Raw genomic sequence first — 22,992 nt, 5'->3', positions numbered from 1 at the left:
TATATCCGCTAAAAGCCGCCATTTTCTAGCGAGTCGCAAAATATGCGCAAAATTAAAACGTCTGTTATAATTGGGAAGGTTGAGGTTTCACGATGACCGCGGCTGCAATGTTCATTCGGAGTAGCTGAGGAACTTCCGGGCTCCGTAGAGCACAATGGCGGATAACGTCCGCCCAGGGCAACCTGAGAGATAGCGCAACAGAGAATAGACCGCCTAAACTTTTGTTTAGGTAAGGGTGAAACGGCGGTGTAAGAGACCACCGGGCTTCTGGTAACAGTTAGCCGCATGGCAAGCCTCATTGGGAGCAAGGTCAAGTAGAAGGTGTTTAAGGGCTGCTCGCCTAAGTCTTCGGGTAGACTGCTAGAGTTTGGCGGTAACGTCAAATCGAGATGGATGGTCATCCGTGTGCATTTTGCACGCGACAAAACCCGGGGTATGTGAAACCTCAACTTAATTTTGATTTTCACTTAGTTTTTTGCATAACACTTTTGGAGCGAAATCAAAATCACAAAAAACTGTGCAACAATTATTAAATTCTGGATTTAAATCACTATTATCTAAATCCGCTACACCACAAGTTTTCATTCCAGCCAAACGAGCCGACTTTAAAGCTATAGCTGAATCCTCAAAAACAGTGCAATACTCTGGTTTTACACCTATTCTATTGGACAAATCTAAATAAGTTTGAGGACTATTTTTCCCATCTGATTGTAAATCTTCACCAAAAATCATCAAATCAAAATATTGCCATAATTCTGTTCGCTTTAAAGATGATTCGCATAAAGATTTAGAAAGAGTAGTCATAAGAACTAATTTTGCACCTGTTTTATGCAAATAATCCACGTAAATTTTTGCACCTTTTCTAAGAAGCAGTTGATTAGAATAAGCTTCATTAGCCATATCATTCCATTCCTGCATTAAATCTTCGGGAGAATCCGTAAAACCAAAACGTGCAATAACATAATCAGCCACTTCTCGAGGAGTCATTGTTGCAGTGGAATCAGCAAAATCATCAGGCACTTTAATACCGCGTTTAGCAAAACTCTTTTCGTCTATATCATCCCAAACATGTAAAGAGTAAAGCAAAGTACCATCAAAATCAAAAATTGCTGCACAATTTGAATTATCAACTAACACATTTTCGCTCATATTATTAATCCTGATATTAATCCTGTTTTATAAAAATTACTTTGAATTAGATTCAGATTTTAGATTAAATTTTGCTTGTTTTTAACAATTCTCTAGCATGCTCTAAAGAAGCTTGCGACTGACTTCCAGAAAGCATTCTGGCTATTTCCTGCTCACGCTGTGAATCATCCAACTTAGTAACAGTAGTATCTACGACTAATGAAGAGTTAAAATCATTAGAAGAATCACCAGAAACCGATGAATCACTAAAACTTTTTCTAACCACAAATTGAACATCAGCAAAAGAAGCAACTTGAGCCAAATGCGTTACAACAATCACCTGAGAACTTTTAGCAAGTTGAGCTAAGCGTTTGCCTAATTCCACTGCTGCAACTCCTCCAACTCCCGCATCAACCTCGTCGAAAATAAAAGTCATAGAATGAGAGTCGCTGTTATTGAATTTTGCCGCAACCAACTCCATAGCTAACATAAGTCTACTTAACTCTCCACCTGAAGCACTGCTACCCATTGGCAAATAATCAGACGACGGGAAAGGCTTAAAAAGAAACTCAACGTTGTCTAAACCATGAGAATCTAAGTCAACTACTCCAGTTTCATCTACTTTACGCCTATTAACTTTGATTAAAAGCTGAGCATCTTGCATAGCCAAAGATTCAAGCTCTTTACTAACTTCAAAACTAAACTTTTCTGCTGCACTTTTGCGCAAATCATAAAGTTTATCTGCTAAATTTTTGGCATTAGAATAATACTTATCACAGGCTTTTTTAGCGCGATCAATAGCCTCAGGTGAATCATCTAAATCTTCAAGCTCAAATTGTGCCTTTTTAGCCCACTCTAAAACATCGTCGATCTGTGGACCCCATCTGCGTGTTAAATCGCTTAAATCGTGAATACGATTGTTAATAGCGTCTAAATCTTCCTGACTCTCATCAACATCTAATTGCTGAGCGAGCTGCATAACAATGTCGGAAATTTGGGAAGAAATATTGTCAAGTTGATTTGCAATCGCGCTATAATCTCCATCAACTCGAATCGAGCGAATTGCCTTAGATGCATTGTCAACCAAATGTAATGCGTCAACGGAATCTATTGCGCCGTAGTCAATTTGACTTGCGTCTAACGAAGAAATTGCTTCGCTAATAGCTCCAACGATTTGAGCAGCGTTTTCTATGCGATCTCTTTTAGCTTTAAGCTCTTCATCTTCATTCCGTTTTGGATCGATTTGGCGAATTTTTTCTAGCGATTCTCGCAAATAATCTGCACGCTGCCTAGAAGAAGATTCTTGATTTATAAGCCTGTTATAAGATTCAACAGAATCCTGCCATTCTTTAAATGCCACAGAATATTCTTGTAATTCTTTTGAATCACAAGAAATTGAGTCCAAGAACTCACGCTGTTTTGCACTTGTTGCTATACGCAACTGATCACTTTGCCCATGAATTGTTATTGTTTGCGAACAAATTTTATCCAGCAAAGTCTTAGGAACAGAACAACCAGATACTACCGCCCTAGACCTACCAGATTTTGGAACAGTACGAGATACATAAACATCTATTTTAGAATCATCGCCTTCAGATTCTTCAACATCTATCCCAGATTCTTGCAAAAGATTAGAAACAATTCCTGACTTTGAAACAGAAAAAACGCCTTGCGCCCATGATTCTGACGCAAAAGATGCAATTCTAGAAGAATCAGCTTTTCCTCCAGATATAAGTCTTATAGCGCTTAGAAGCATAGATTTTCCAGCCCCTGTTTCTCCAGTAATAGCAGTCATTCCATATGAGGGAGTAATAACCGCGTGAGAGATTGGTCCTAAATTACGAATTTCTAATTCTTCAAGCAAGGATGCCCCCTACGAGTTTAAGCTATTAGGGTTATGGTAGTTATTTGAGACATTTGGAACATCTTCATAATTCCTATCGGTTTCATTATGCAGATTAGCCTCATATTCCTTAGGTTTGGAAGACTTTTTACGACGATTTTCGCGCCAACCAACTACAGGCAAATCAAACTTAGTAACTAATCTTTGCGTAAATGGAACACCAGAAAGACGCGCTAAAAACAGCTCATCTTTGGACTGACGAATTTGAATCCTAGAGCCTTGCGGTAAAGCCCTTTGACGCCTACCATCACAACAAATCCAACCACCAGAAGCTGAATCTTCCAAAATATCAATAGTAAAAGTTGAACCTGCTCCGATAATCAATGGTCTAGAAAAAAGCGCGTGTGCAGCCAAAGGAACCAGTTGCAAAGCCTCAACGTTTGGCCACATGATTGGACCTCCTGCCGAAAATGCGTACGCAGTAGAACCAGTAGGAGTAGAAACAATAACACCATCGCAGCCAAAAGACGACATTTCAACATTATCAACGCGAATCGAAAGCTCCACCATTCTACCGCGATCTGCCCTATCTAAAGTAATATCGTTAAGCGCCCAATCACTTAAAGGCTCACTCGCTCCAGGAAGCCAAACATCTACATGAGCTTCCATCCTATGCTCTAAAAAGTAATCTTTTTGAGCAATTCTTCTAATAGCCTCATCTATTTGGAAGCTTTCAAATTCCGCCAAAAATCCAACATGACCAAGATTTATACCTATGATTGGAACAGGAGTGCAATGCACCAATTCTGCAGCTTGAAGCATTGTGCCATCTCCACCAAGCACAACAACAATCTCTGTGTTTTCATCAATAACATGTGCTGTTTTTTGCGCAAAATCAGATACGGCAGCACTATGAAACACATCTACATGAAAACCAGCACTACTAAGCTGCGTGGTAACTTGATTTACAACGGCACTGTGACTATCAAGACGCGCATGCGTAACTACCAGAGCGCGACGAGCATAAGAAGCATCATCATCTACTAAAAGTTCTGGCATAACACAGCCCCTTTGTGGTTTTGCAAATAACAATAAATATTGTAATTGTTGCACTACATATTGCGCATTGTACTGCTTATGTAAAAAATATTTATCAAATAATTATTTTTAACTATTAAATTGCGCATAAAGAAGATATTCAATATTTCCATGAGTTCCTTCTATAGGAGATTCATGAGTTGAAACAACTTTTAAACCACTATTTTTAGCGCATTCTTTAATATTTTCTAATGCTTTAAGTCTTAGGTCTTTATCTGTTACAATTCCGCCTTTTCCAAGATTTCCTTTACCAACTTCAAATTGTGGCTTTACAAGAAGAACAATATTCGCGTTGTTTTGCGCAATACGCGCGATTACTGGAATAACAAAAGTAAGAGATATAAAAGAAACATCTGAGACTATAAGATTAGGCTTGTAAGGCAGATCTTGCGCGTAAACATTTCTAATATTTACGCCACTCATTTCGATAACGCGCGGATCGCTTACGATCTTTGGGTGCAATTGACCGTGTCCAACGTCTAAAGCAATAACGCGATTAACGCCATTTTGCAACAAATAATCGCAAAAACCGCCAGTTGAAGCACCAATATCTAGCGCTTTAGTATTTGAATAAACTTTTAATCCTAAATCTTCAAATAAAGAGAACGCACCTTCTAATTTGAGTGCTCCTCTAGAAACATATTTAAGACAAGAATTTTCTTTTTTTGATTCATCAAAACTTATTTCTTGCGCTTTTTCCACTAAAAATGATGATTTATAAACAATTCGATTATCTACTTTTACTAACCCAGACTTAATTAAACGCTGAGCTGTCGTTCTACTTTTCACTAATCCGCGATTTACAAGTTCACAATCTAATCGCTGAACTAAATCATCTCCGTCAGACATTGAAAAATCCTCATACACACATATGCAAACTCATATATTCATAAAGAAAACTCTGGAAGAATGTAGTCTTCAAGCGATTTTCCACTATCCTTTAAACACCAAGCGAGCGCACAAGCAGCACGTAAAGCGTTGCAATCATTAGGATTGTTTACTTCAATAGAGTTACAAACAATTTGTGCTCTAGAAGTTCCGCATACAAATGTAACGTCGTCAACACGCTTTGGAGACTCATGAGCCTCGTTTAGTCCTCTTAAATCCTTAGAAACAAAGCTTGGTCGCAAGTGTTTTGGAGCCTCAAGCAACATACGCGGATTGGTGACACCAGTAAGCACTAGAAGAGACTCATATCCCCCTCTGGTACCAGCTTCGATGTCTGTATCCAATCGGTCTCCTACGGCTAGCGAGCGCGAAATACTTATTACAGGATTCCCAAACTCATCTTTTTCTGCATATTCTTTAACATCTTCATCATTGTGATTTGCATTTGCAGCAACCAACAATCTCGCTTCGTCATACATTGCGCACTCGGGTTTTCCAGCAGAAGCAATAGGCTCAACTCCAGTTGCATTTACTACAGCTTGAATCATAGAACCGCATCCAGGAGCTATACCGAACTCACGTGGAATTGTTAAATCGCGATTAGTAACAAAATACTTAGCTCCATGCTCTACTGCGAAAGCGACTTGTGCCATTTCTTGCCAAGTCATTTGCGGATACCAGCCTTGGATAACAGCTTTTGGATTGTCTTTACAAGACTTTACTGGATTAAGACCAGCACTACGAACCTCTTGTACGAGATGATCGGCTCCAAGCACTAAAACATTAGAATTTCTCGGAACGTAGCGAGCAACCATTCTTGCTGCAACAACAGAAGAAGTTATAATCTGCCACGGCTCTACTTTTAAGCCGAAACTTTCTAGTTGACTTGCTACAACTTCTTGAAAACGAGAAGAATTATTAGTCGTATATTCAATAAACATGCCATTTTTTTGAGCATTTTCAATTGATTCAGCAGCATATTCAACGGATTTTCCGCCTCTATACACTACGCCGTCTAAGTCAAGCAAAGCTAAGCGAAAATTCTTGCTTAACGCAGATTTACTATTTGAAAAATTCGTTCGTTCATCAAGTTGCATAGAATATCCCCACATGATTTTAAAAATATCAAAGTAGCAAATGCCCGGCTTACTATACTCTCATAATACAGAAGCCGGGCTTAGAAAATATGGTTGTACTATTCCTCTTCAGACTTAACTGCACTCATCTCTATAGTTTCAGTATTGTCTGCGATTTGTGAATCATCGTCTGGATCATCCGAATCTTCGCCCGAATCGTCATCTGAATCATCCGAATCGTCTGAATCATCCGAGTCATCATCTGGAGCAAATTGCGCATCATCTTCACTAATGCCAACTTCGTCCATAATCGCGTCATTAAGATGTTCCAAATCGTAGTCAATCACAACATCTTCTGGATTTTCTTCGTCTTCAATATCTGCGTATTGCTCTTCTAAGCGATCAAGCAAAGAGTCAAGCTCAATAGCCTCATCACTTCGCCCAGCCTCCTCTAGGAAGTACTGTTCCGCTTGAACTGCACGCATTCTATACTCGCCAGGCAAACCCTTAGACCTACCCATTGCGTGAACAAGCTCAATAGCCTTATCTGAATGGTTTGTATCTGCCAAAACACCTGCGTACACAAGGAACATTTCTGCCTTGACTTCGCCAGTAACCCTTCTAGCTTCATCCGACATGCAGATTTCCAAAGCCTTATCAAGGTTGCCCATACCGCGCTCACAATCGGCAATAAATGGAAGATAATCCATGTATCCATTCATTCGCATAGCTGTTCTAAACTCGCGCGCAGCAAGCTTGTAATCACCCTGACGGTATGCAATAAATCCTAATGTTTCGCGCGAAAAATCAATACGCGATGCCTGCTTTGCAGCCCACTTTGCATGTTCCAATGCAAGCTCTGGATCTTCTTCTTGCAAAGCATAAGCTGCGAGAATATGCAAACCAATATTTTCAGAATGTTCCTTAGAAAGACCGCGCAAACGCTCACGAGATTCTTTAGAAAGCATGGAATATTCTAAGCCCTTAGGCATCTTAGGTTCGCCTGGACGCCTATCAGTATAAGGGTTTTGAGATGGGTAAGAAACAGTTCCATCCGAGTTTCTACGAGGACCATTTTCAAAGCGGAAAGACGACTTTGAATCGCGCTTTCTAGAATCATTCTTCTTAAAATCACCCTTGTGGAAGCCACCGCGATTATCTTCAAAGCGGCGATCATTGCGCTCGCCACGATTATCACGATCAAACTTCTTGTACCTTGGATTGCCATTTTCTTCCGACTTGACATCAAAACCACGATTTCTGCGAGTTTCGTGATTATCTTTTCTATCGAATCTGCGATCACTGCGGTTATCACGATCATCACGGTTGAACCTATGATCATTATCACGATGGTTAAACCTACGATCGTTATCCTTCTTAAAACCGCTCTTATTGAATCCACCTTTGTGGAATCCATTGCGTCTTAAACCTTCTGAACTACCAGAATCACGCTCAAAATCGTCACGACGACCGTTCTTATGATCATCATATCTGCGATCATTGTGCTCAAATCTACGTTCGCCATCACGGTGATTAAACTTTCTGCCACCATCTTTGTGGAATCCACCCTTATGGAATCCGCCACGATGCTCGCCGTTTCCACCATTTTTACCGCCATTTTGACGGCTAAAATGGCCACGATTACCAAACGACTTACCACTACGCGATCCGCGTTCTTCGCCCATTATTGGCATACCTTTCAAATTCTAAAAATATAAAATTATACTAAAAATCTAATATTAAAAACAAATCAAACACGCTTAAAAAACTAAGCACGCTCAACAGCGCCAATAGCCTTCTTGCCCCTACGAATCAAAGCAAAACGACCATGCAAGAATGAATTATCATTCAAAATGTCATCGACACTGTCTACTCGATTATTGTTAACGTACAAACCACCGGCTTCAATAGCACGACGAGCTTCAGAAATTGTGCGGAACAATCCAGCAGCAACAGCAGCTTCAACAACGCGATCACCACTATTTGCTTTAGCAAATTCTAAACTACCATCCTGCGCCTTAACCTTAACACCATCCAAGGCAGCTTCAAGAGTTTGCGCATCAATAGCGTCTAAATCACCCTTACCAAACAATGCCGAAGAAGCAGCAATAGCCTGATTCGTAACATCTTCACCATGAACAAAGCTTGTAACTTCCCAAGCGAGAACACGCTGAGCTTCACGACTTCCTGGGTCTTCTTGAATTTGCTTGTTCAAACGCTCAATCTCGCTCTTAGGCAAGAACGTAAAAGCTTTAAGAAGCTTAACAACTTCATCGTCTGGCTGATTAAACCAGAACTGATAGAAACGATAAGGGCTAAGCATTGTAGGATCAAGCCACATTGCGTTACCCTCCGACTTGCCAAACTTACGACCTTGATTATCCGTAATAATCGGGCTTGTAAACACGTGCACAGAAGCTCCGCGAACCTTACGAATCAAGTCCATGCCAGAAGTCAAATTACCCCACTGATCAGATCCGCCAAGTTGCAAAGTAACATTGTAATTATCAAACAAGTACAAGAAGTCGTTTCCTTGCAAAACCTGATAGCTGAACTCAGCAAAAGAAATTCCTTCGTCGGAGTTTAAGCGGCGAGCCACAATATCCTTAGAAAGCATTGTGCCAACACGGAAATTCTTACCAACATCACGCAAAAAGTCAATAGCAGACATCTTAGAAACCCAGTCGTAATTGCTAACAAAACGAACAGGATTTTCACCATCAAGAGGCAAAATTCTGCCAATCTGCTTGCGTAAGCGCTCTGCCCAACCAGCCACAATATCTTTAGAATTAAGCGTGCGTTCTCCACTTTGACGAGGATCACCAATCAAACCAGTAGCACCACCAACTAACGCAATAGGATGATGACCTGCAGCTTGCAAATGACGCATATTAATAAGCTGAACAAGATTACCAATATGCAATGAAGCAGCAGTAGGATCGTAACCGCAATAATACGTTAATGGTTCTCCGTCAAGCGCTTGAGCAAGCTGCTGCTCATCAGTAGATTGTGAAATTAATCCACGCCACTTTAGCTCTTCAAACAAGGAAGCAAATCCAGCTTCCTTGTAATTCCTGACCTGAGCCATTCGTATCTCCTTATTATTGCCAAAACTTACCTAGGCATCGGGCGCTAAAAGCGCAATCCAAGCCTTTCAATTTTGGCAGCACAGGGCGACACTCTTATAAGCAGTTCCATCACTTACAGATTCAGAAAATTTCTTATACTCATCAATCGCAAGCTGAGCTTGAGTAATTTGTTCTTTTACGCGAACAAAAGCCGTTCCACCTTTTCCACATCTAGAAGCTACTGATCCATCACTAGAAAGAACAAGTTTAAGATTCTCAATATCGGCTCGATCTACAAAATCATTCAGAATATTATCAAAATCATCATCACTTAAAACGTCTAAATCCCCACCAAGTTCTTCAGCACGTTTTACGCATAATCCTGATAACTTATGCGCATTTCTAAATGGAACACCTTGTTTTACAAGCCATTCTGCAATATCTGTAGCTAAGGCAAAACCAGTAGCAGACTGTTCACGCAACCTAGCAATATTAAATTGCATTGTTCTAACCATACCTGCGAATGCTGGAAGCAGAACTTCTAGAGTGTCAATTTGGTCAAAAACTGCCTCTTTATCTTCTTGCAAATCTCTTGCATAAGCAGTAGGAAGACCTTTAAGAGTGGCCATTAATCCAGTTAAATCTCCGATTAATCGTCCTGCTTTACCTCTAGCAAGCTCCGCAATATCTGGATTCTTCTTTTGAGGCATAATAGAAGATCCAGTAGAATAAGCATCGTCTAAAGTTACGAACGCAAATTCTTGAGTATTCCATATAATAATCTCTTCGCTTAAACGAGAAATATCAACGCCAATCATGGCTGCAATAAATGAAAACTCCGCAACAATATCTCTACTTGCTGTAGCATCAATAGAATTCGCGCAGACAGCAGAAAAACCAAGTTCTTTAGAAACTTCTTCGGGATCTAGCCCAAGAGTGTTGCCAGCCAATGCCCCTGCTCCGTATGGGCTTTCGTTTGCGCGCAAATCCCAGTCCGCAAGGCGATTTACGTCTCGCAAAAGCGGCCAAACATGAGCCATTAGCTGGTGTGCAAGCAAAATAGGTTGAGCATGCTGCATGTGAGTACGACCAGGCATTACAGCGTCTTTTGCTTCTAAAGATTGAGCAACTAAAGCATTACAAACATCTAACACGAGAGCAGCCAAAACGCGCGAGTGTCTGCGCAAAAACATGCGTATTAAAGCTGCGATTTGGTCGTTTCTAGAGCGTCCGGCTCTAAGCTTTCCTCCAAGTTCGTTTCCTGCAATCTCAAGCAAACCGCGCTCTAATGCAGTTGCCTCATCCTCGTCTTCTTCAATTGGCGTAAAAGTGCCATTATCCACGCGATTTTGCAACTCGTCTAGAGCTTTTTGAAGATCCTCGTATTCTTGATTTGTTAATAAACCTGCACGATGCAACGCATGCGCATGAGCGCGAGATCCTGCAATATCGTCATCCGCTAATCGCCAGTCAAATTGAGTTGATTTGCTAAGCTTTGCAAGCTCTGCGGAAGGTCCTGAGCTAAAACGTCCGCCCCACAAGGCTATTGGATGGTTTGCGTTGGCATTTGCGTTGGCATTTGCATTGGCATTTGCATCGTGCATAGTTATATTCTTCTTTCTGCTTTCCTCTTGTTAGTTGTTCTTTGCAACGCGCATATCTCGAGCCGCTGCAACCTTGCTAGACAATCCGTAGATTTCAATAAATCCGTTGGAAGCGCGCTGGTCGAAAGTATCGGAAGAATCGTAAGTAGCCAAGTTAAAGTCATACAAAGACTCATCCGACTTTCTGCCTGTTACAACAGCCTTTCCAGCGTATAAAGTCATGCGAATATCGCCAGAAACATGCTCTTGCGTTTCGTTTATGAACGCGTTCAAAGAACGCACAACTGGCGAGAACCACTGGCCGTCATACACAAATTCCGCCCACTTTTTATCAAGAGCACGCTTAAGCCTATGCTGTTCACGCTCTAAGCAGCAATTCTCAAGCTCTTGATGAGCCGTAATCAAAGCTTGCGCGCCTGGAACTTCATACAATTCGCGAGACTTAATGCCAACTAAACGATCTTCAATAATGTCGATTCTGCCGATTCCTTGTGCACCAGCTCTCTTGTTCATTTCTTCGATTGCTTGCAATGGAGTTACGCTATGACCGTCAATTGCAACTGGAATACCTTTTTCAAACGTGATTGTAACTTCGTCTGGAGTTGTAGCTTCCAAAGGATTCTTTGTGTAAGAGTAGCATTCTTCGGTTGGAGCATTCCACGGATCTTCCAAGAAGCCTGTTTCAATAGCCCTTCCCCAAACATTTTGGTCTATAGAATATGGGCTTTTCTTGCTTTGAGTAATCGGAAGCTTGTGCTCGTTTGCAAAAGCGATTTCCACATCGCGAGTAAGCGACAAATCGCGAATTGGGCTAATTGCCTTTAAATCTGGATCCAAAGACTGAATTGCAACTTCAAAACGAACCTGATCGTTTCCTTTGCCAGTGCAACCATGTGCGATCGTATCTGCGTCGAATTCGTGCGCTGCGTGAACCAAGTGACGAGTAATAAGCGGCCTAGAAAGCGCGGAAACTAAAGGATACACGTCTTCGTACATTGCATTTGCTTTTAATGCGAGCATGCAATAGTTATCCGCAAATTCTTCACGAGCATCAACTACATACGATTCAACAGCACCACAAGCCAAAGCGCGATTTTTAATAACTTCGAGTGCTTCTCCACCTTGACCAACGTTTAGTGACACAGCTACAACGTCTTGACCTGTTTGTTCTTTAAGGTACGGAATAGCTACAGATGTATCGAGGCCACCCGAATACGCTAATACAATACGTTTCTTACTAGTCATAGTGACCTCCCAAGGTCATATATTGAATAAATAAACGATATATAGTATATTATACAACCATAGATAAAATCTCAACACGCTTAGAAATACAACGTTTTTATCATATTTTGAAAAATAATATTTAAAAAAATAAGACAATAAAAATAATACTTATACAATTAATCGTACTATAACAAAGTGCAAAAATCACAACGCTGTAATCTTTGCAACAAGTATTATAAATTCAACATCCATCGATGCATATTAGACACAAATATAACTATAAAATGAATAAACTATATACAAAATCACCTAGATGCGACTGAAAGCATCCAATTAGCTCTATCTTCTGCTTCTTCGTTAGAAACACAAACCATAAGCACTGTATCATCGCCAGCAACCGAACCTAAAATACCTTTTAAAGGCTGCCTATCAATAACACTTGCAACATATTGAGCAGCGCCCGAAGGAGTGTGAATCACAACAATATTATTAGCAAATCCAACTTCTGTAATAAGACCAGAAAGAGTTCTTGCAACTTGCTGATCGATCCTAACTGTGTCCATTGCATGACGATTACCAGTTCCATCTCCTAGAACATAAGCAATTCTGCCGTCTGTAAGACGAATTTTAACAGCATTTATTTCATCCAAATCTCTACTCAAAGTTGCTTGAGTAACCTCAAAACCATGACGAGCCAAAACTTTAGCAAGCTGAGACTGTGAAGTAATAACCTCACTTAAAAGCGCCTGTTCAATCGCATTTAAACGTGCAGCTTTAGTCGTAGGACGCTGCTTTCCAGCGGATTCAATAGAACCAAAATCGTCATTAACATCAAAAGCATCGTCAAAATTATTATCTTCATTCACATAACTATGATTAAGCGCATCATCGCCACTAAAATTATTTGACTTCCTATTAGACTCAACCATAATTGGCAATACCTTTCTAAAGAGCACTCCAATCTAATATACATGAATACATAAATATATTCATGAATATATACATTTTAACAAAGCCATAAATACTATTTTATTTACTAAAAAATACGGCTGAACAACCAGATAATACTAATCATTCAGCCGTATTAATTTAAAAAACGCGACTCTGTAACTTATACTCGAACTTATACTCGCAATGTTGCATGCAATTTTTGAGCAGACTTTGTAATAGCCTCTCGAACCGCTTCCATATCATCGCTAGAAAGCGTTCTATCAGCAGCCCTAAATGTTACAGAATAAGCAAGAGATCTTAGCCCTTCTCCAAGTTGTTCGCCTTCATAAACATCGAACAACTCTACAGACTCAAGCAAATCACCAGAAGCTTTAACAATAGCTTCCTTTAAATCGTGAGCAGTCAAAGAAGAAGGAGCAACAAACGCGAAGTCCTGCTTAACAGGAGGGAATGTAGAAACAGGTTTTGCCTGAACAGGCTTAACTTGCATAGCATCAAACAATGCGCTCAAATCAAGCTCGAATGCTGCAGAGTGCTTTGGCAAACCCAAATTCTCATCAACCTGAGGATGAAGCTCTCCAACAATACCAATTTCAACATCGTCGGCACCATCAACAGGAATATACACCTTCGCTGTACGACCTGGATGCCAAGAAGCAGGAACATCATCAGAATTAATCTGACGAACGTCAAAAGCAACGCCGATTCGCTTTCCTAAACGATTAACAGCTTCTACAGCATCACTCCAATCAACTTCTCTATGAGTTCCAAGCCAACCTGTTTCTTCAGCATTACCAGTTAAAAGAGCTGCAACATGCAAAGGCTGCTCAGGCAAACCTGCATCCAACGCAGCAAGCTGAGCATCCGTAGGACGAACCGAACCAGGCAAAGCAGGAATAGCTGGAGCATTAGGATCCGCAAAATACACGTGACCAAGCTCATAAAGCGAAACATCACTTAAGCCACGACGAATATTTCTGCGAACCGTTCCAGCTAAAGTGGTAAGAACATTCCTTCGAAGCCAAGGACGATCGCCAGCCAAAGGATTTGCGATTTTTACGCTGACTTTAGCAACAGAATCAACGTCTTCACGGAAAGCTTTAAAATCTTCCTGACCAACAAACGGGTAGCTCAAAGATTCAATCAAGCCCATTTCAGAAAGTTCATATGCAATAGCTCTACGAGTTGCTTGATCTTGCGTTAAACCAGTTTTGCCAGTAACAGGAACAGCTGGAACCTTAACAGGAATCTCATCGTAGCCAACCAAGCGCGCGATTTCTTCGACCAAATCGCATGGCTCATTTAAGTCTGGGCGCCAAGTTGGAGGCAAAACAGAGAAGGATCCGTTTCCGCCGCCAGCAACAGAGCAACCAATATCCGTAAGAATATCGCTAATACTATTCAAATCAATGCTTAAGCCAGAAACACGCTCTACTTCGCTAGCTTTGAAAACAATAACACTTCTATCAACAGTATTGTTTACGTCTGTAGGCGTATTAGAAGGCTCTCCAGAACCAAAATCGCTGAGCATTGTAACAGCCATTTGCGCAGCTGCTGGCTGCAAAGCAGTATCAACACCACGCTCAAACCTGCGAGATGCCTCAGTTGGAAGCTTATGTCTACGAGCTGTACGTGCAATAGAAACGGGGTCAAAGTGTGCAGCTTCAACAAGAATATTCTTCGTTTCGCTCGTTACTTCTCCATAGATTCCGCCCATTACGCCAGCAAGTCCAAGAACACGCGAACCGTGATTTCCCTTTGGAGAATCGCAAATAAGCAAGTCCTCAACGTTAAGCTCTCTGTCTTTGCCATCTAAAGTTGTTAAATGCTCTCCAGCTTTAGCGCGGCGAACAACAATAGGACCTTCAATCTTATCTAAATCATAAGCGTGAAGAGGCTGACCTAAGTCGAGCATTACGTAATTTGTAACGTCTACTGCAAGAGATATACCACGCATTCCAGCACGAGTTAAACGCCTACGCATCCAATTAGGGCTAGAAGAATCTGGATTAAAGTTTCTAACAACGCGAGCGTAGTAACGGTCGCATCCAACAACACCATGAATAGGATTATTATCTTCAATACTAACTTCTATATCTTTAGAAGCTCCATCAGACATAGAAACTACTTGATCAGCTTTATTATTAAGTTCAATTACTGGATCAGTGTAAGTTGCACCAGTTGAATGGTGATATTCGCGCGCAACACCCCTATAAGAAAACGCGTATCCACGATCAGGAGTGATGTTAATTTCCAGCAAAGGCTTGTTTAAGTGAAGAAGCGACATTGCGTCGTCTCCAGGTTTCAAAGCATCATATTCAGCTTTAGAGAAACCGTATTCGCGAAGCAAAATAATGCCATCGTGGCTATCTCCCAAACCAAGCTCGCGCTCGGATGCGCACATTCCATTAGAAATGTGGCCGTAAGTTTTGCGAGGCTCAATCTTAAAATCGCCAGGCAAAACTGCCCCAGGAAGAGTTACAACAACTTTTTCTCCAGCAGCCATGTTTGGAGCACCGCAAATAATTCCACGAGGAACCTTATTACCATTTTCGTCTACCTCGTTGTATTTATCTCCAACATCAACATGGCACCAATTAATAATTTTGCCATTTTTTTGCGGCTCAGGAGTAGCATCAACGACGTATCCTACAACAATAGGACCTGTAACTTGAGAGTCGTGAATCTCTTCTTCTTCTAAGCCAACTCGCACCAAATCTTTAGCAAGCTGCTCGTAAGTCAAACCTTCTGGCACTTCAACATGATCTTTAAGCCAGTCAATATCTACCATTGGCATGAGTACTACTCTCCCATCACAAACTGTTCACTGAAGCGCTTATCGCCTTCAACCAAATCGTGCATATCGTTAATATCGTGACGAAGCAGCAAAGTGCGCTCCAAGCCAACACCGAAAGCAAATCCCGTATAAACATCTGGGTCTAAGCCTGCAGACTTAAGAACATTCGGATTCACCATTCCGCATCCGCCCCATTCAATCCAACCTGGGCCACCCTTCTTATCTGGGAACCAAAGATCCAACTCCGCACTAGGCTCCGTGAACGGGAAGTAGCTTGGGCGCAAACGGCTTTTTGCATCTGGACCAAACATTGCAACAGCAAGGCGATCAAGAACACCCTTTAAATCAGCCATGCTCAAATGTTTATCTACTGCCAAAGCTTCGCACTGGTGGAAGACTGGAGTATGCGTTGCATCAAGCTCATCCGTGCGGAATACTCGGCCTGGGGACGCAATATACAGAGGTACTCCTCGCTCAATTAACGCACGAACCTGATCGGAAGAAGTTTGCGTACGCAAAACCATGTTAGATCCAACAAATCCTGCAGCATCCTTTGCCTGATTACCTTGCACATAAAAAGTATCTTGCATTTGACGAGCAGGATGATCTGGACCAAAATTCAACGCGTCAAAATCGAACCACTCTGTTTCTACCTCTGGTCCTGCAGAAATCTGCCAACCCATAGACACAAAGAAGTCTTCAAAGTCTTCAATAATACGCGCAATCGGATGGCGAGCGCCAAGCGGCTTACGATTTATTGGCAAGGTCATATCGACTGTTTCTTTTTGAAGCATATTAGCTTCTTCAATAGCCTTAATACGCTCTTGGGCTGCTGCAAATTCACGACCAAAATCAGCGCGTAAAGCCGACATTATCTTGCCAGCTTCTTTCTTTTCTTCTACTTGAAGACTTCCAATAGACTTGCTGGCAAGGGTCATTGCAGACTGAGCTCCTGCATACTTAGTTTTTGCCGCTTTCAACTCTTCCATTGTTTTAGCGGCTTGAACACAAGCTATACCCTCTTTTACTACCTTTGTAATTGCCTTCGCGTCGAACGGCTTACTACTTGCCACAGCACCCTTCCTATCCGTGTTATGTGTACTTTTGTGAAGCATTCAAAAAACGTCTCAAATCTACATTTTTCGCTCATGACTAGACATAGCCAAGCCCATTAGCATTACTGCAGCGCTGGTTGCCAAGTTCATTGATTCTGCTTTTCCGTAAATAGGTATTACCGATATTTCGTCTACTCTATTTAATATTTCTTCTGGCAATCCTCTGGCTTCGTTTCCAAATAATATTGCATTAGATCCTTCGTTATATCCTTTATTTAAATCATCACTTAGTGGTTTTAGAAGATTTGCAAAAGACTTTGGTTTTTTATTTTCCGTTCCATAAATATCAGCTGCAATAACCCTTATTTTTAATGACTTTGTCCAATCAAACCAATCATCCTCACTCATTGTCACTACTGGCAAATGGAATAATGAGCCTGCAGTAGAACGAACAAGCTTTGAATTAAAACGATTCACGCAATCGTCAACAAAAACAACGGCACTACAACCAGCTACATCTGCAACGCGAATAATCGCACCAGCGTTGCCAGGGTCTCTTACCTGCCAGCAGGCTGCAATCAATATAGGATCATAAGCAAAACCAGACTTATATTTGCTTTCTACCCCAATACTATTAAATTCTTTTATAAATTCTTTATCTAAAATAGTAGAATCACAAACGGCAACAATCCCTTGACAATCCGTACTGATCTTATGCATAACTTCTGCTGTTGCAGGGTGCACATAGCACTGATTTTTTAAGGATTCGTCAACAATTTTGCTTATCGTTTCTAAAGATCCATTTTGCAAAATGCCATTTTTAAGATTTTTAAAAGAATTGACATCAATGTAGTCACTATTAACAGCATCTTGCAAAACGTAAATGTCTAAAATCGATTTATGCGCGTACCTTACCGCTTCCCTAACACTTTGCGGACCTTCTACTAAAAAGCGCCCATCCACTCGCGATTTTGCACGACTTATTGCACAAATACGCTTAACGCGATCGCTATGCGCGTTGTCTATTAACTCTTTTAACGGCATAATATCACTCTACTTTACATATAGTTACAACACGCGTAAATGTTGCAATACAAAACTACTCAACGAAACTACTCATGATGTTCCGACGAACTTTGAGTGGTATATCCTTCAGGTTCTAGTTGGAATGTGGTGTGCGAAACAGAAACTGGAAAATGCTCACGCAAACAATCTTGAAGCTGGCTTAAAATATCAGCACACTGATCCATTGTTAAATCGCGCTCTACAACAACATGTGCCATAAAAATAGGCATTCCTGTAGAAACAGTACTTGCATGCAAATCGTGAACAGCAAGAACATGAGGAACGTGTTCAAGATGATCGCGAACTTTTTCTATATCCAATCCTTCTGGCGTTTGCTCAAGCAAAACTTTTACAGCATTTTTAAGCAAATGTAACGCTCTAGGAATCATCAAAATTGCAATAATCCCGCCAGCTAAAGCATCAAATCCATTCCAACTAGTACTCATCATTACTACAGCAGACACTACAACAGCAACAGATCCCAAAGCATCGTTCATTACTTCTAAAAAGGCTGCTCGCATATTCATGTTGTCTTTAGATTGAGAAACAAGAATTACAAGAGAAGCAAGATTTGCAAGCAAACCAAGAATACCAAAGAAAAGAAGCTGATTTACATCATGTATTCCATTATGATTTACACCAAAAAGACGCATACAAGATTCCACAATCGCATAAATGCCAACAAAAAGTAGAACAAGAGCACCAGCAGCAGCAGTAATTACCTCTAGCCTAGCCCAACCCCAAGTGCGCTTTGCATTAGGTCTTTTGCGCATCAAAATCGCAGTAACCGTAGATGCAGCTAAAACAGAAATATCTGTTAACATATGTCCTGCGTCAATTAACAAAGAAAGTGAATTTGTTAAAACAGATCCAATTACTTCTGCCAAGAATACAATAGACGTTAAAGCCAAAGTGATAGTTAGCTTATGCTGATGCGCATGACTTGCTTTAATAGCATCTTGCAAAGAAGCGGCATTAGTTCCAGAAGTACTTAAATCATTCTTCTCTAAGATTTCACTGGAAGAGTTTGACAAATGATGATTATTCACACAAATCTCCTATGTTCATACAAATAAGTATCTCGATATCGTTTCTCAATATCATTCCCAATATGCCTTATACGCAATGAACCCCAGCCTAAGCTAGGGTTCACGCATAAACATCTAAAGATTAATTATCTAAAAACTTATTCTATTATTACTATTCGTCAATTAACGCGCCGAGATGATGGGAAGTTGATTCGGCAATCAAATCATCTTTAAAATCGCCATTATCAGCAGCATTAATTATCTTCATTGAGACATCAACCACATCTGGCTGCAAAGCATTAACCCAATGAATACGCGAATCTCTTCCAAACCAACCCATTTGTTTTCTAGCAAGACGTTTAGTTTTCTGAGCAATATCAGCAAAAGCATCATCTTCGCTGCATAAGCCATCTAAATAGTCCATTATTTGCTTGTATCCCAAAGCTCTACTCGCAGTAACACCAAGCCTTGAGCGAATCTCTTTAACTTCGTTTACAAAACCCTGCTCGCGCATCATTTTTGTGCGAAGCTCCACTCGCGCATCCAAATCTTCTCTGTTTAAGTCCAATCCTATTTGCACACAATCAATCAAATACTTGTATTTTGGCAGAGTAGCAGAATACGGCTTTCCTGTTAACTCAATAACTTCTAGAGCGCGAATTGTTCTGCGCGAATTTCTTGGATCCATATTTTTAGCCGCCACAGGGTCCAGTTTTTGTAACTCTTCAAAAAGAGCCATTGCTCCTTGCGACTTTTCACGATCTTCCAAAGCTTTGCGAATATTAGGATCTGTACCTGGAAAAGTTATATCATCTACAGCCGCACGTGCATATAGACCAGAGCCTCCAACAAGAATTGGGCGAATACCTTTTTCTTGCAAATCGCGTATGCATTGCCTAGCAAGCGTTTGAAATTTTGCAACGCTCATGGATTCTTCTGGATCAATAATATCTATTAAATGATGCTTAATCTCGCTTTGCTCTTCTTTAGTGGCTTTTGCTGTACCAATATCCATATAACGGTACATTTGATATGCGTCTGCGTTTATAATCTCCGCTTTTACACCACGTTCAGCAAATTTCTTTGCAATTGCAATACCAAGACTCGTTTTGCCAGATGCTGTTGGACCTACAATCGAAATCACTTTCGGCGGTTTGCACACAATGCGCTCCTAATAATCATATTAAACGAACTAAAATCAACCTTAAAGAAGAATCTTTTCTACAAATTTACACAATCAAACATACATAAAAGTCAATAAAAGTAGTAGGAGATTTTGCTTCGACACCAAAGCAGTAGTTGATTACCACACTGTATTACAATCCCCATTGAGGACGACACGCGCTATTGTTGATGTGTTTTATTTTATATGGTACCGTTTTCGCTAACTTAAAACCGAATGATTTTTATTGTTTACACGTGTTCGTGCATTTTACAACTAAAATTATTCGTTCAACGTGATTTATAAAAGGATTCTATTTGGTTTTACGTTAATCATTTTGTTGTCTTTTCTGCACCGATGGAGAATAGATATGATTACTATTTCTCATGTAGCATATGCGATTTTAAAACGTTATGGGAAAATGAATATTAATCGCTTACAATTACTTTCTTACTATTGCCAAGCTTATAACCTAGCATCCACTAATTCTCCTTTGTTCTATAACAATTTTCAGGCTTGGCGCAACGGTCCAGTATGCCTAGATTTATTTAAGATGCACAGAATTAATGATGTTTTTATAGAATGTAAAGATATTGTTCTAGGACCTTATGAACTTAAAAATCATCTTACTTATTCTAATTTACTCACTATCTATAACGTTTGCGACGCTTTAATTGATTTTAGTATCGAAGAACTAGAAAATCGCGCCCGCAGTGAGATGCCATGGATTGATGCACGCAGAGGGATATTACCAAATAAGGCTAATGAAGTAGAAATATCTAAGAAAATTATTCATGATTATTACGTAAAACATCCAGTAATTAATACGAATTCACGAACAACACGAAGCAAAGAATTTAGAAAAGATGATGAAGGACTACAAAAAGACATACAAGATATAATTTCTGAACAAATTGAAAAATTTAATCAATATAATCAAGATGAAAAAGTTAGAAGAATAAGACGGGCTGAAAAAATTTTAAGAGAAAAATTAAGCATATTGAATGGGCTTAAAAATAATAAAATTTATTTTGATGAAAACATTGTTCGTATTACAGCACGACATTTTGTTGACTACATAAACAATGATATTAATGATAAAAATAAAAATAAATAAGTGGTATAGGTCAAAACATACGGCGCAAATAAGTATGCATAGGAAAATCAAAAAGCTCTAGATCTTATACCTAGAGCTTTTGCTCTGATTATTTCCGTCTGTTGTATGTGCTATATCACATATCGTACATACTTGTGTGCAAGAGGTAAACAACGCCCACTGTTCTATGCTAAAGGCATTGGAAACATTGGGTTTTGCTACAAATAACGCCACTGTTTGAGCAGTGGCGTTTTTGCGTTTGTGGAGTCGCGGGGAATTAGCATTTAACAGCCGCTAATGCCTTATTTTTCTAAGAGTTTCATAGAATAACGTTTTAGTACCAATGCGCTCAATATCGCCTTATCTTGTATTTTTGCGGCAAATATTAGAACATCTTTCACGTTTGTTATCGTGTTTGAATTCTATCAAATATTGCAGAAAATTCCTCAGTAGTTAAGAGTAGAATTGTATCCGATGGGAGACGAGCTTATACTTAATCATTTCTTCACACCTCGAGTTTTAGCATCTCAGAATCAATGTTATAAGACGGTTGTAAATCGCTTTGTACAAGATGCTAAAGGGAAAACTAATAGCGAGATAATAAGCGAGATTTACGAGCTTATGGGGAAAGGACATAGGTGTGAGTATTTTTATCAAAATACTTTATTAAATAAGTTCTTGCTCAGCGGCGGCAATAACACACAATCAACTGCATTGACACAGCTTCCCATAAGCAAGTCAAGAGCCGATTTCATCGTTATCGACGATAAAGCTACTGTGTATGAGATAAAAACCGAGCTCGACACTTTCGAACGACTAAAGACACAACTTAGCAATTACTTCAAAGCTTTCAACCGTGTGTGCGTAGTGACATCTGAAAACAAGTATCAAAACGCTGTAGAAACTCTTGCTAATACTCCTGTAGGTATTTATGTGCTTGATAGTCAAAACTGTATAAGCGAAAAGATGCACAAAGAACCTGTCGAAGATAATTCAAAACTTGAGCATATTGCGCTTTTTAAGCTACTGCGTAAAACAGAGTATGAAAACATATTAAAACAGTACTTTAATGCACAGCCAGCCGCTAAGCCAGTTTTTTACTATAACGCTTGTTTGGATCTGTTTTGCCAAATTCCTATTCTCAATGCTCACACAATGGTTATGAGCGAGCTTAGAAAACGAAACATCATTAAAAACATAGACACGTTTAATCGCGTGCCTTATGCGCTAAAGTCTCTTGCATACTTTTCTTATAACACAAAGAAAAACCTTAACGGCTTGCTTAGGTTTTTGGAGGAAAGGTTTATATAAAAAATTACCCCCCGCATGGAGCGAGGGGTAACAATAGTCGACTGCGCTAATTCTCAATGTAATACATCTTTAGAGAATACTTTAAGCATATCGCACACTACTTATTTTCAGTAGGCGTGACGTCTGTTGGCTTGCCGCGTCCATCCAGCTCAATATCAGCCTCAGTCAACGCCGCGTGCTTGCCATTATTAATAGCGTCGTCTGCCTGTCCGTCAATGTAATTTTTTACACAAGCAAGTACAGATAAAATGACTTTTACAACTCGCATGTTCGCAATCTGCAAGTTGAATGCTGTGAGATTCTCGAAGAAGCTAACAGTATCTGTAAGAATAATATATCCGCACGCAATTGACACAAGTGGAACGTGAGTCCCGAGATTAACTTTAGCTTGTGCATAGTCAAACAGGATACAAATAGCAACGACCAGTACGTACGCAAACTTATGGAACAGCCCATCGCGCATTTTGCTGCTAGCTACGCTGTGAGTGTAGAGTGCTTTCGCAAATCCGCTGATAAAATCGAACAGCACTACTCCGCCTGCAATCTCGAGGAAATATATTTCTATATCATTCATATTTTTTCTCCTTATTGTCTT

General features: G+C 40.2%; 18 protein-coding genes and 1 other RNA gene. 3 read left to right on the top strand and 16 right to left on the bottom strand.

Annotation, left to right across the window (positions count from 1 at the left end; translation table 11 throughout):
* Positions 1 to 80 precede the first annotated feature (80 nt).
* Positions 81 to 452, top strand: an RNA gene (gene rnpB, locus HXT25_RS05570) — RNase P RNA component class A.
* Here rnpB and HXT25_RS05565 read toward each other — a convergent pair.
* From HXT25_RS05565 to miaA, 15 genes are all read right to left on the bottom strand, one after another.
* Positions 451 to 1,149 (bottom strand): HAD family hydrolase, encoded by a 699-nt coding sequence (locus HXT25_RS05565; protein WP_020760152.1) that lies wholly within the window; start codon positions 1,147 to 1,149, stop codon positions 451 to 453. The two genes, rnpB and HXT25_RS05565, sit on opposite strands and share 2 nt — an antisense overlap.
* Before the next feature lie 64 nt (positions 1,150 to 1,213).
* Positions 1,214 to 2,992, bottom strand: a complete 1,779-nt coding sequence (gene recN, locus HXT25_RS05560) for a DNA repair protein RecN (protein ID WP_064623569.1) — start codon at positions 2,990 to 2,992, stop codon at positions 1,214 to 1,216.
* Between the two features lie 9 nt (positions 2,993 to 3,001).
* Entirely contained in the window at positions 3,002 to 4,030 is a 1,029-nt protein-coding gene (locus HXT25_RS05555) for an NAD kinase (RefSeq protein ID WP_004112543.1), read from the bottom strand.
* Between the two features lie 108 nt (positions 4,031 to 4,138).
* Complete coding sequence (locus tag HXT25_RS05550; RefSeq protein WP_248911974.1) at positions 4,139 to 4,918, bottom strand: TlyA family RNA methyltransferase; 780 nt, start codon at positions 4,916 to 4,918, stop codon at positions 4,139 to 4,141.
* Positions 4,919 to 4,956: 38 nt separating this feature from the next.
* The gene (locus HXT25_RS05545; RefSeq protein ID WP_422118783.1) at positions 4,957 to 6,054 is read right to left on the bottom strand and encodes an HAD-IIA family hydrolase; all 1,098 of its coding nucleotides are present in this window, start codon (positions 6,052 to 6,054) and stop codon (positions 4,957 to 4,959) included.
* A 98-nt stretch (positions 6,055 to 6,152) separates the two neighbouring features.
* On the bottom strand, positions 6,153 to 7,718 hold the full coding sequence (locus HXT25_RS05540) for a tetratricopeptide repeat protein (protein WP_162861912.1): 1,566 nt from the start codon (positions 7,716 to 7,718) through the stop codon (positions 6,153 to 6,155).
* Positions 7,719 to 7,801: 83 nt separating this feature from the next.
* Positions 7,802 to 9,121, bottom strand: coding sequence for a tyrosine--tRNA ligase (gene tyrS / locus HXT25_RS05535; protein WP_004112539.1), 1,320 nt, complete (start codon positions 9,119 to 9,121; stop codon positions 7,802 to 7,804).
* A gap of 66 nt (positions 9,122 to 9,187) precedes the next feature.
* Entirely contained in the window at positions 9,188 to 10,705 is a 1,518-nt protein-coding gene (gene argH / locus HXT25_RS05530; RefSeq protein WP_246979113.1) for an argininosuccinate lyase, read from the bottom strand.
* Between the two features lie 30 nt (positions 10,706 to 10,735).
* Entirely contained in the window at positions 10,736 to 11,950 is a 1,215-nt protein-coding gene (locus HXT25_RS05525; protein ID WP_004115510.1) for an argininosuccinate synthase, read from the bottom strand.
* Between the two features lie 287 nt (positions 11,951 to 12,237).
* The gene (locus HXT25_RS05520; protein ID WP_004121816.1) at positions 12,238 to 12,861 is read right to left on the bottom strand and encodes an arginine repressor; all 624 of its coding nucleotides are present in this window, start codon (positions 12,859 to 12,861) and stop codon (positions 12,238 to 12,240) included.
* A gap of 194 nt (positions 12,862 to 13,055) precedes the next feature.
* Positions 13,056 to 15,680, bottom strand: a complete 2,625-nt coding sequence (pheT, locus tag HXT25_RS05515) for a phenylalanine--tRNA ligase subunit beta (protein WP_004115514.1) — start codon at positions 15,678 to 15,680, stop codon at positions 13,056 to 13,058.
* A gap of 5 nt (positions 15,681 to 15,685) precedes the next feature.
* Entirely contained in the window at positions 15,686 to 16,753 is a 1,068-nt protein-coding gene (gene pheS / locus HXT25_RS05510) for a phenylalanine--tRNA ligase subunit alpha (RefSeq protein WP_004121821.1), read from the bottom strand.
* 60 nt (positions 16,754 to 16,813) lie between these two features.
* Positions 16,814 to 17,779, bottom strand: a complete 966-nt coding sequence (locus HXT25_RS05505) for a TrmH family RNA methyltransferase (RefSeq protein ID WP_004115517.1) — start codon at positions 17,777 to 17,779, stop codon at positions 16,814 to 16,816.
* Between the two features lie 68 nt (positions 17,780 to 17,847).
* Positions 17,848 to 18,849 (bottom strand): cation diffusion facilitator family transporter, encoded by a 1,002-nt coding sequence (locus tag HXT25_RS05500; protein WP_004115518.1) that lies wholly within the window; start codon positions 18,847 to 18,849, stop codon positions 17,848 to 17,850.
* A 151-nt stretch (positions 18,850 to 19,000) separates the two neighbouring features.
* Positions 19,001 to 19,990, bottom strand: coding sequence for a tRNA (adenosine(37)-N6)-dimethylallyltransferase MiaA (gene miaA, locus HXT25_RS05495; protein WP_004115519.1), 990 nt, complete (start codon positions 19,988 to 19,990; stop codon positions 19,001 to 19,003).
* A 370-nt stretch (positions 19,991 to 20,360) separates the two neighbouring features.
* Between miaA and HXT25_RS05490 the strand changes: the two genes are divergently transcribed.
* Complete coding sequence (locus HXT25_RS05490) at positions 20,361 to 21,107, top strand: Panacea domain-containing protein (RefSeq protein WP_101890149.1); 747 nt, start codon at positions 20,361 to 20,363, stop codon at positions 21,105 to 21,107.
* A 453-nt stretch (positions 21,108 to 21,560) separates the two neighbouring features.
* Complete coding sequence (locus HXT25_RS05485) at positions 21,561 to 22,397, top strand: sce7726 family protein (protein WP_422118782.1); 837 nt, start codon at positions 21,561 to 21,563, stop codon at positions 22,395 to 22,397.
* A gap of 97 nt (positions 22,398 to 22,494) precedes the next feature.
* Here the strand turns inward: HXT25_RS05485 and HXT25_RS05480 are convergent, their stop codons facing one another.
* Positions 22,495 to 22,971, bottom strand: coding sequence for a phage holin family protein (locus HXT25_RS05480; RefSeq protein WP_422118781.1), 477 nt, complete (start codon positions 22,969 to 22,971; stop codon positions 22,495 to 22,497).
* Positions 22,972 to 22,992 lie beyond the last annotated feature (21 nt).

The sequence above is a fragment of the Gardnerella sp. DNF00476 genome (genome assembly GCF_049262735.1).
Lineage (GTDB): Bacteria > Actinomycetota > Actinomycetes > Actinomycetales > Bifidobacteriaceae > Bifidobacterium > Bifidobacterium vaginale.
This window is presented reverse-complemented; position numbering and strand designations above follow the sequence as displayed.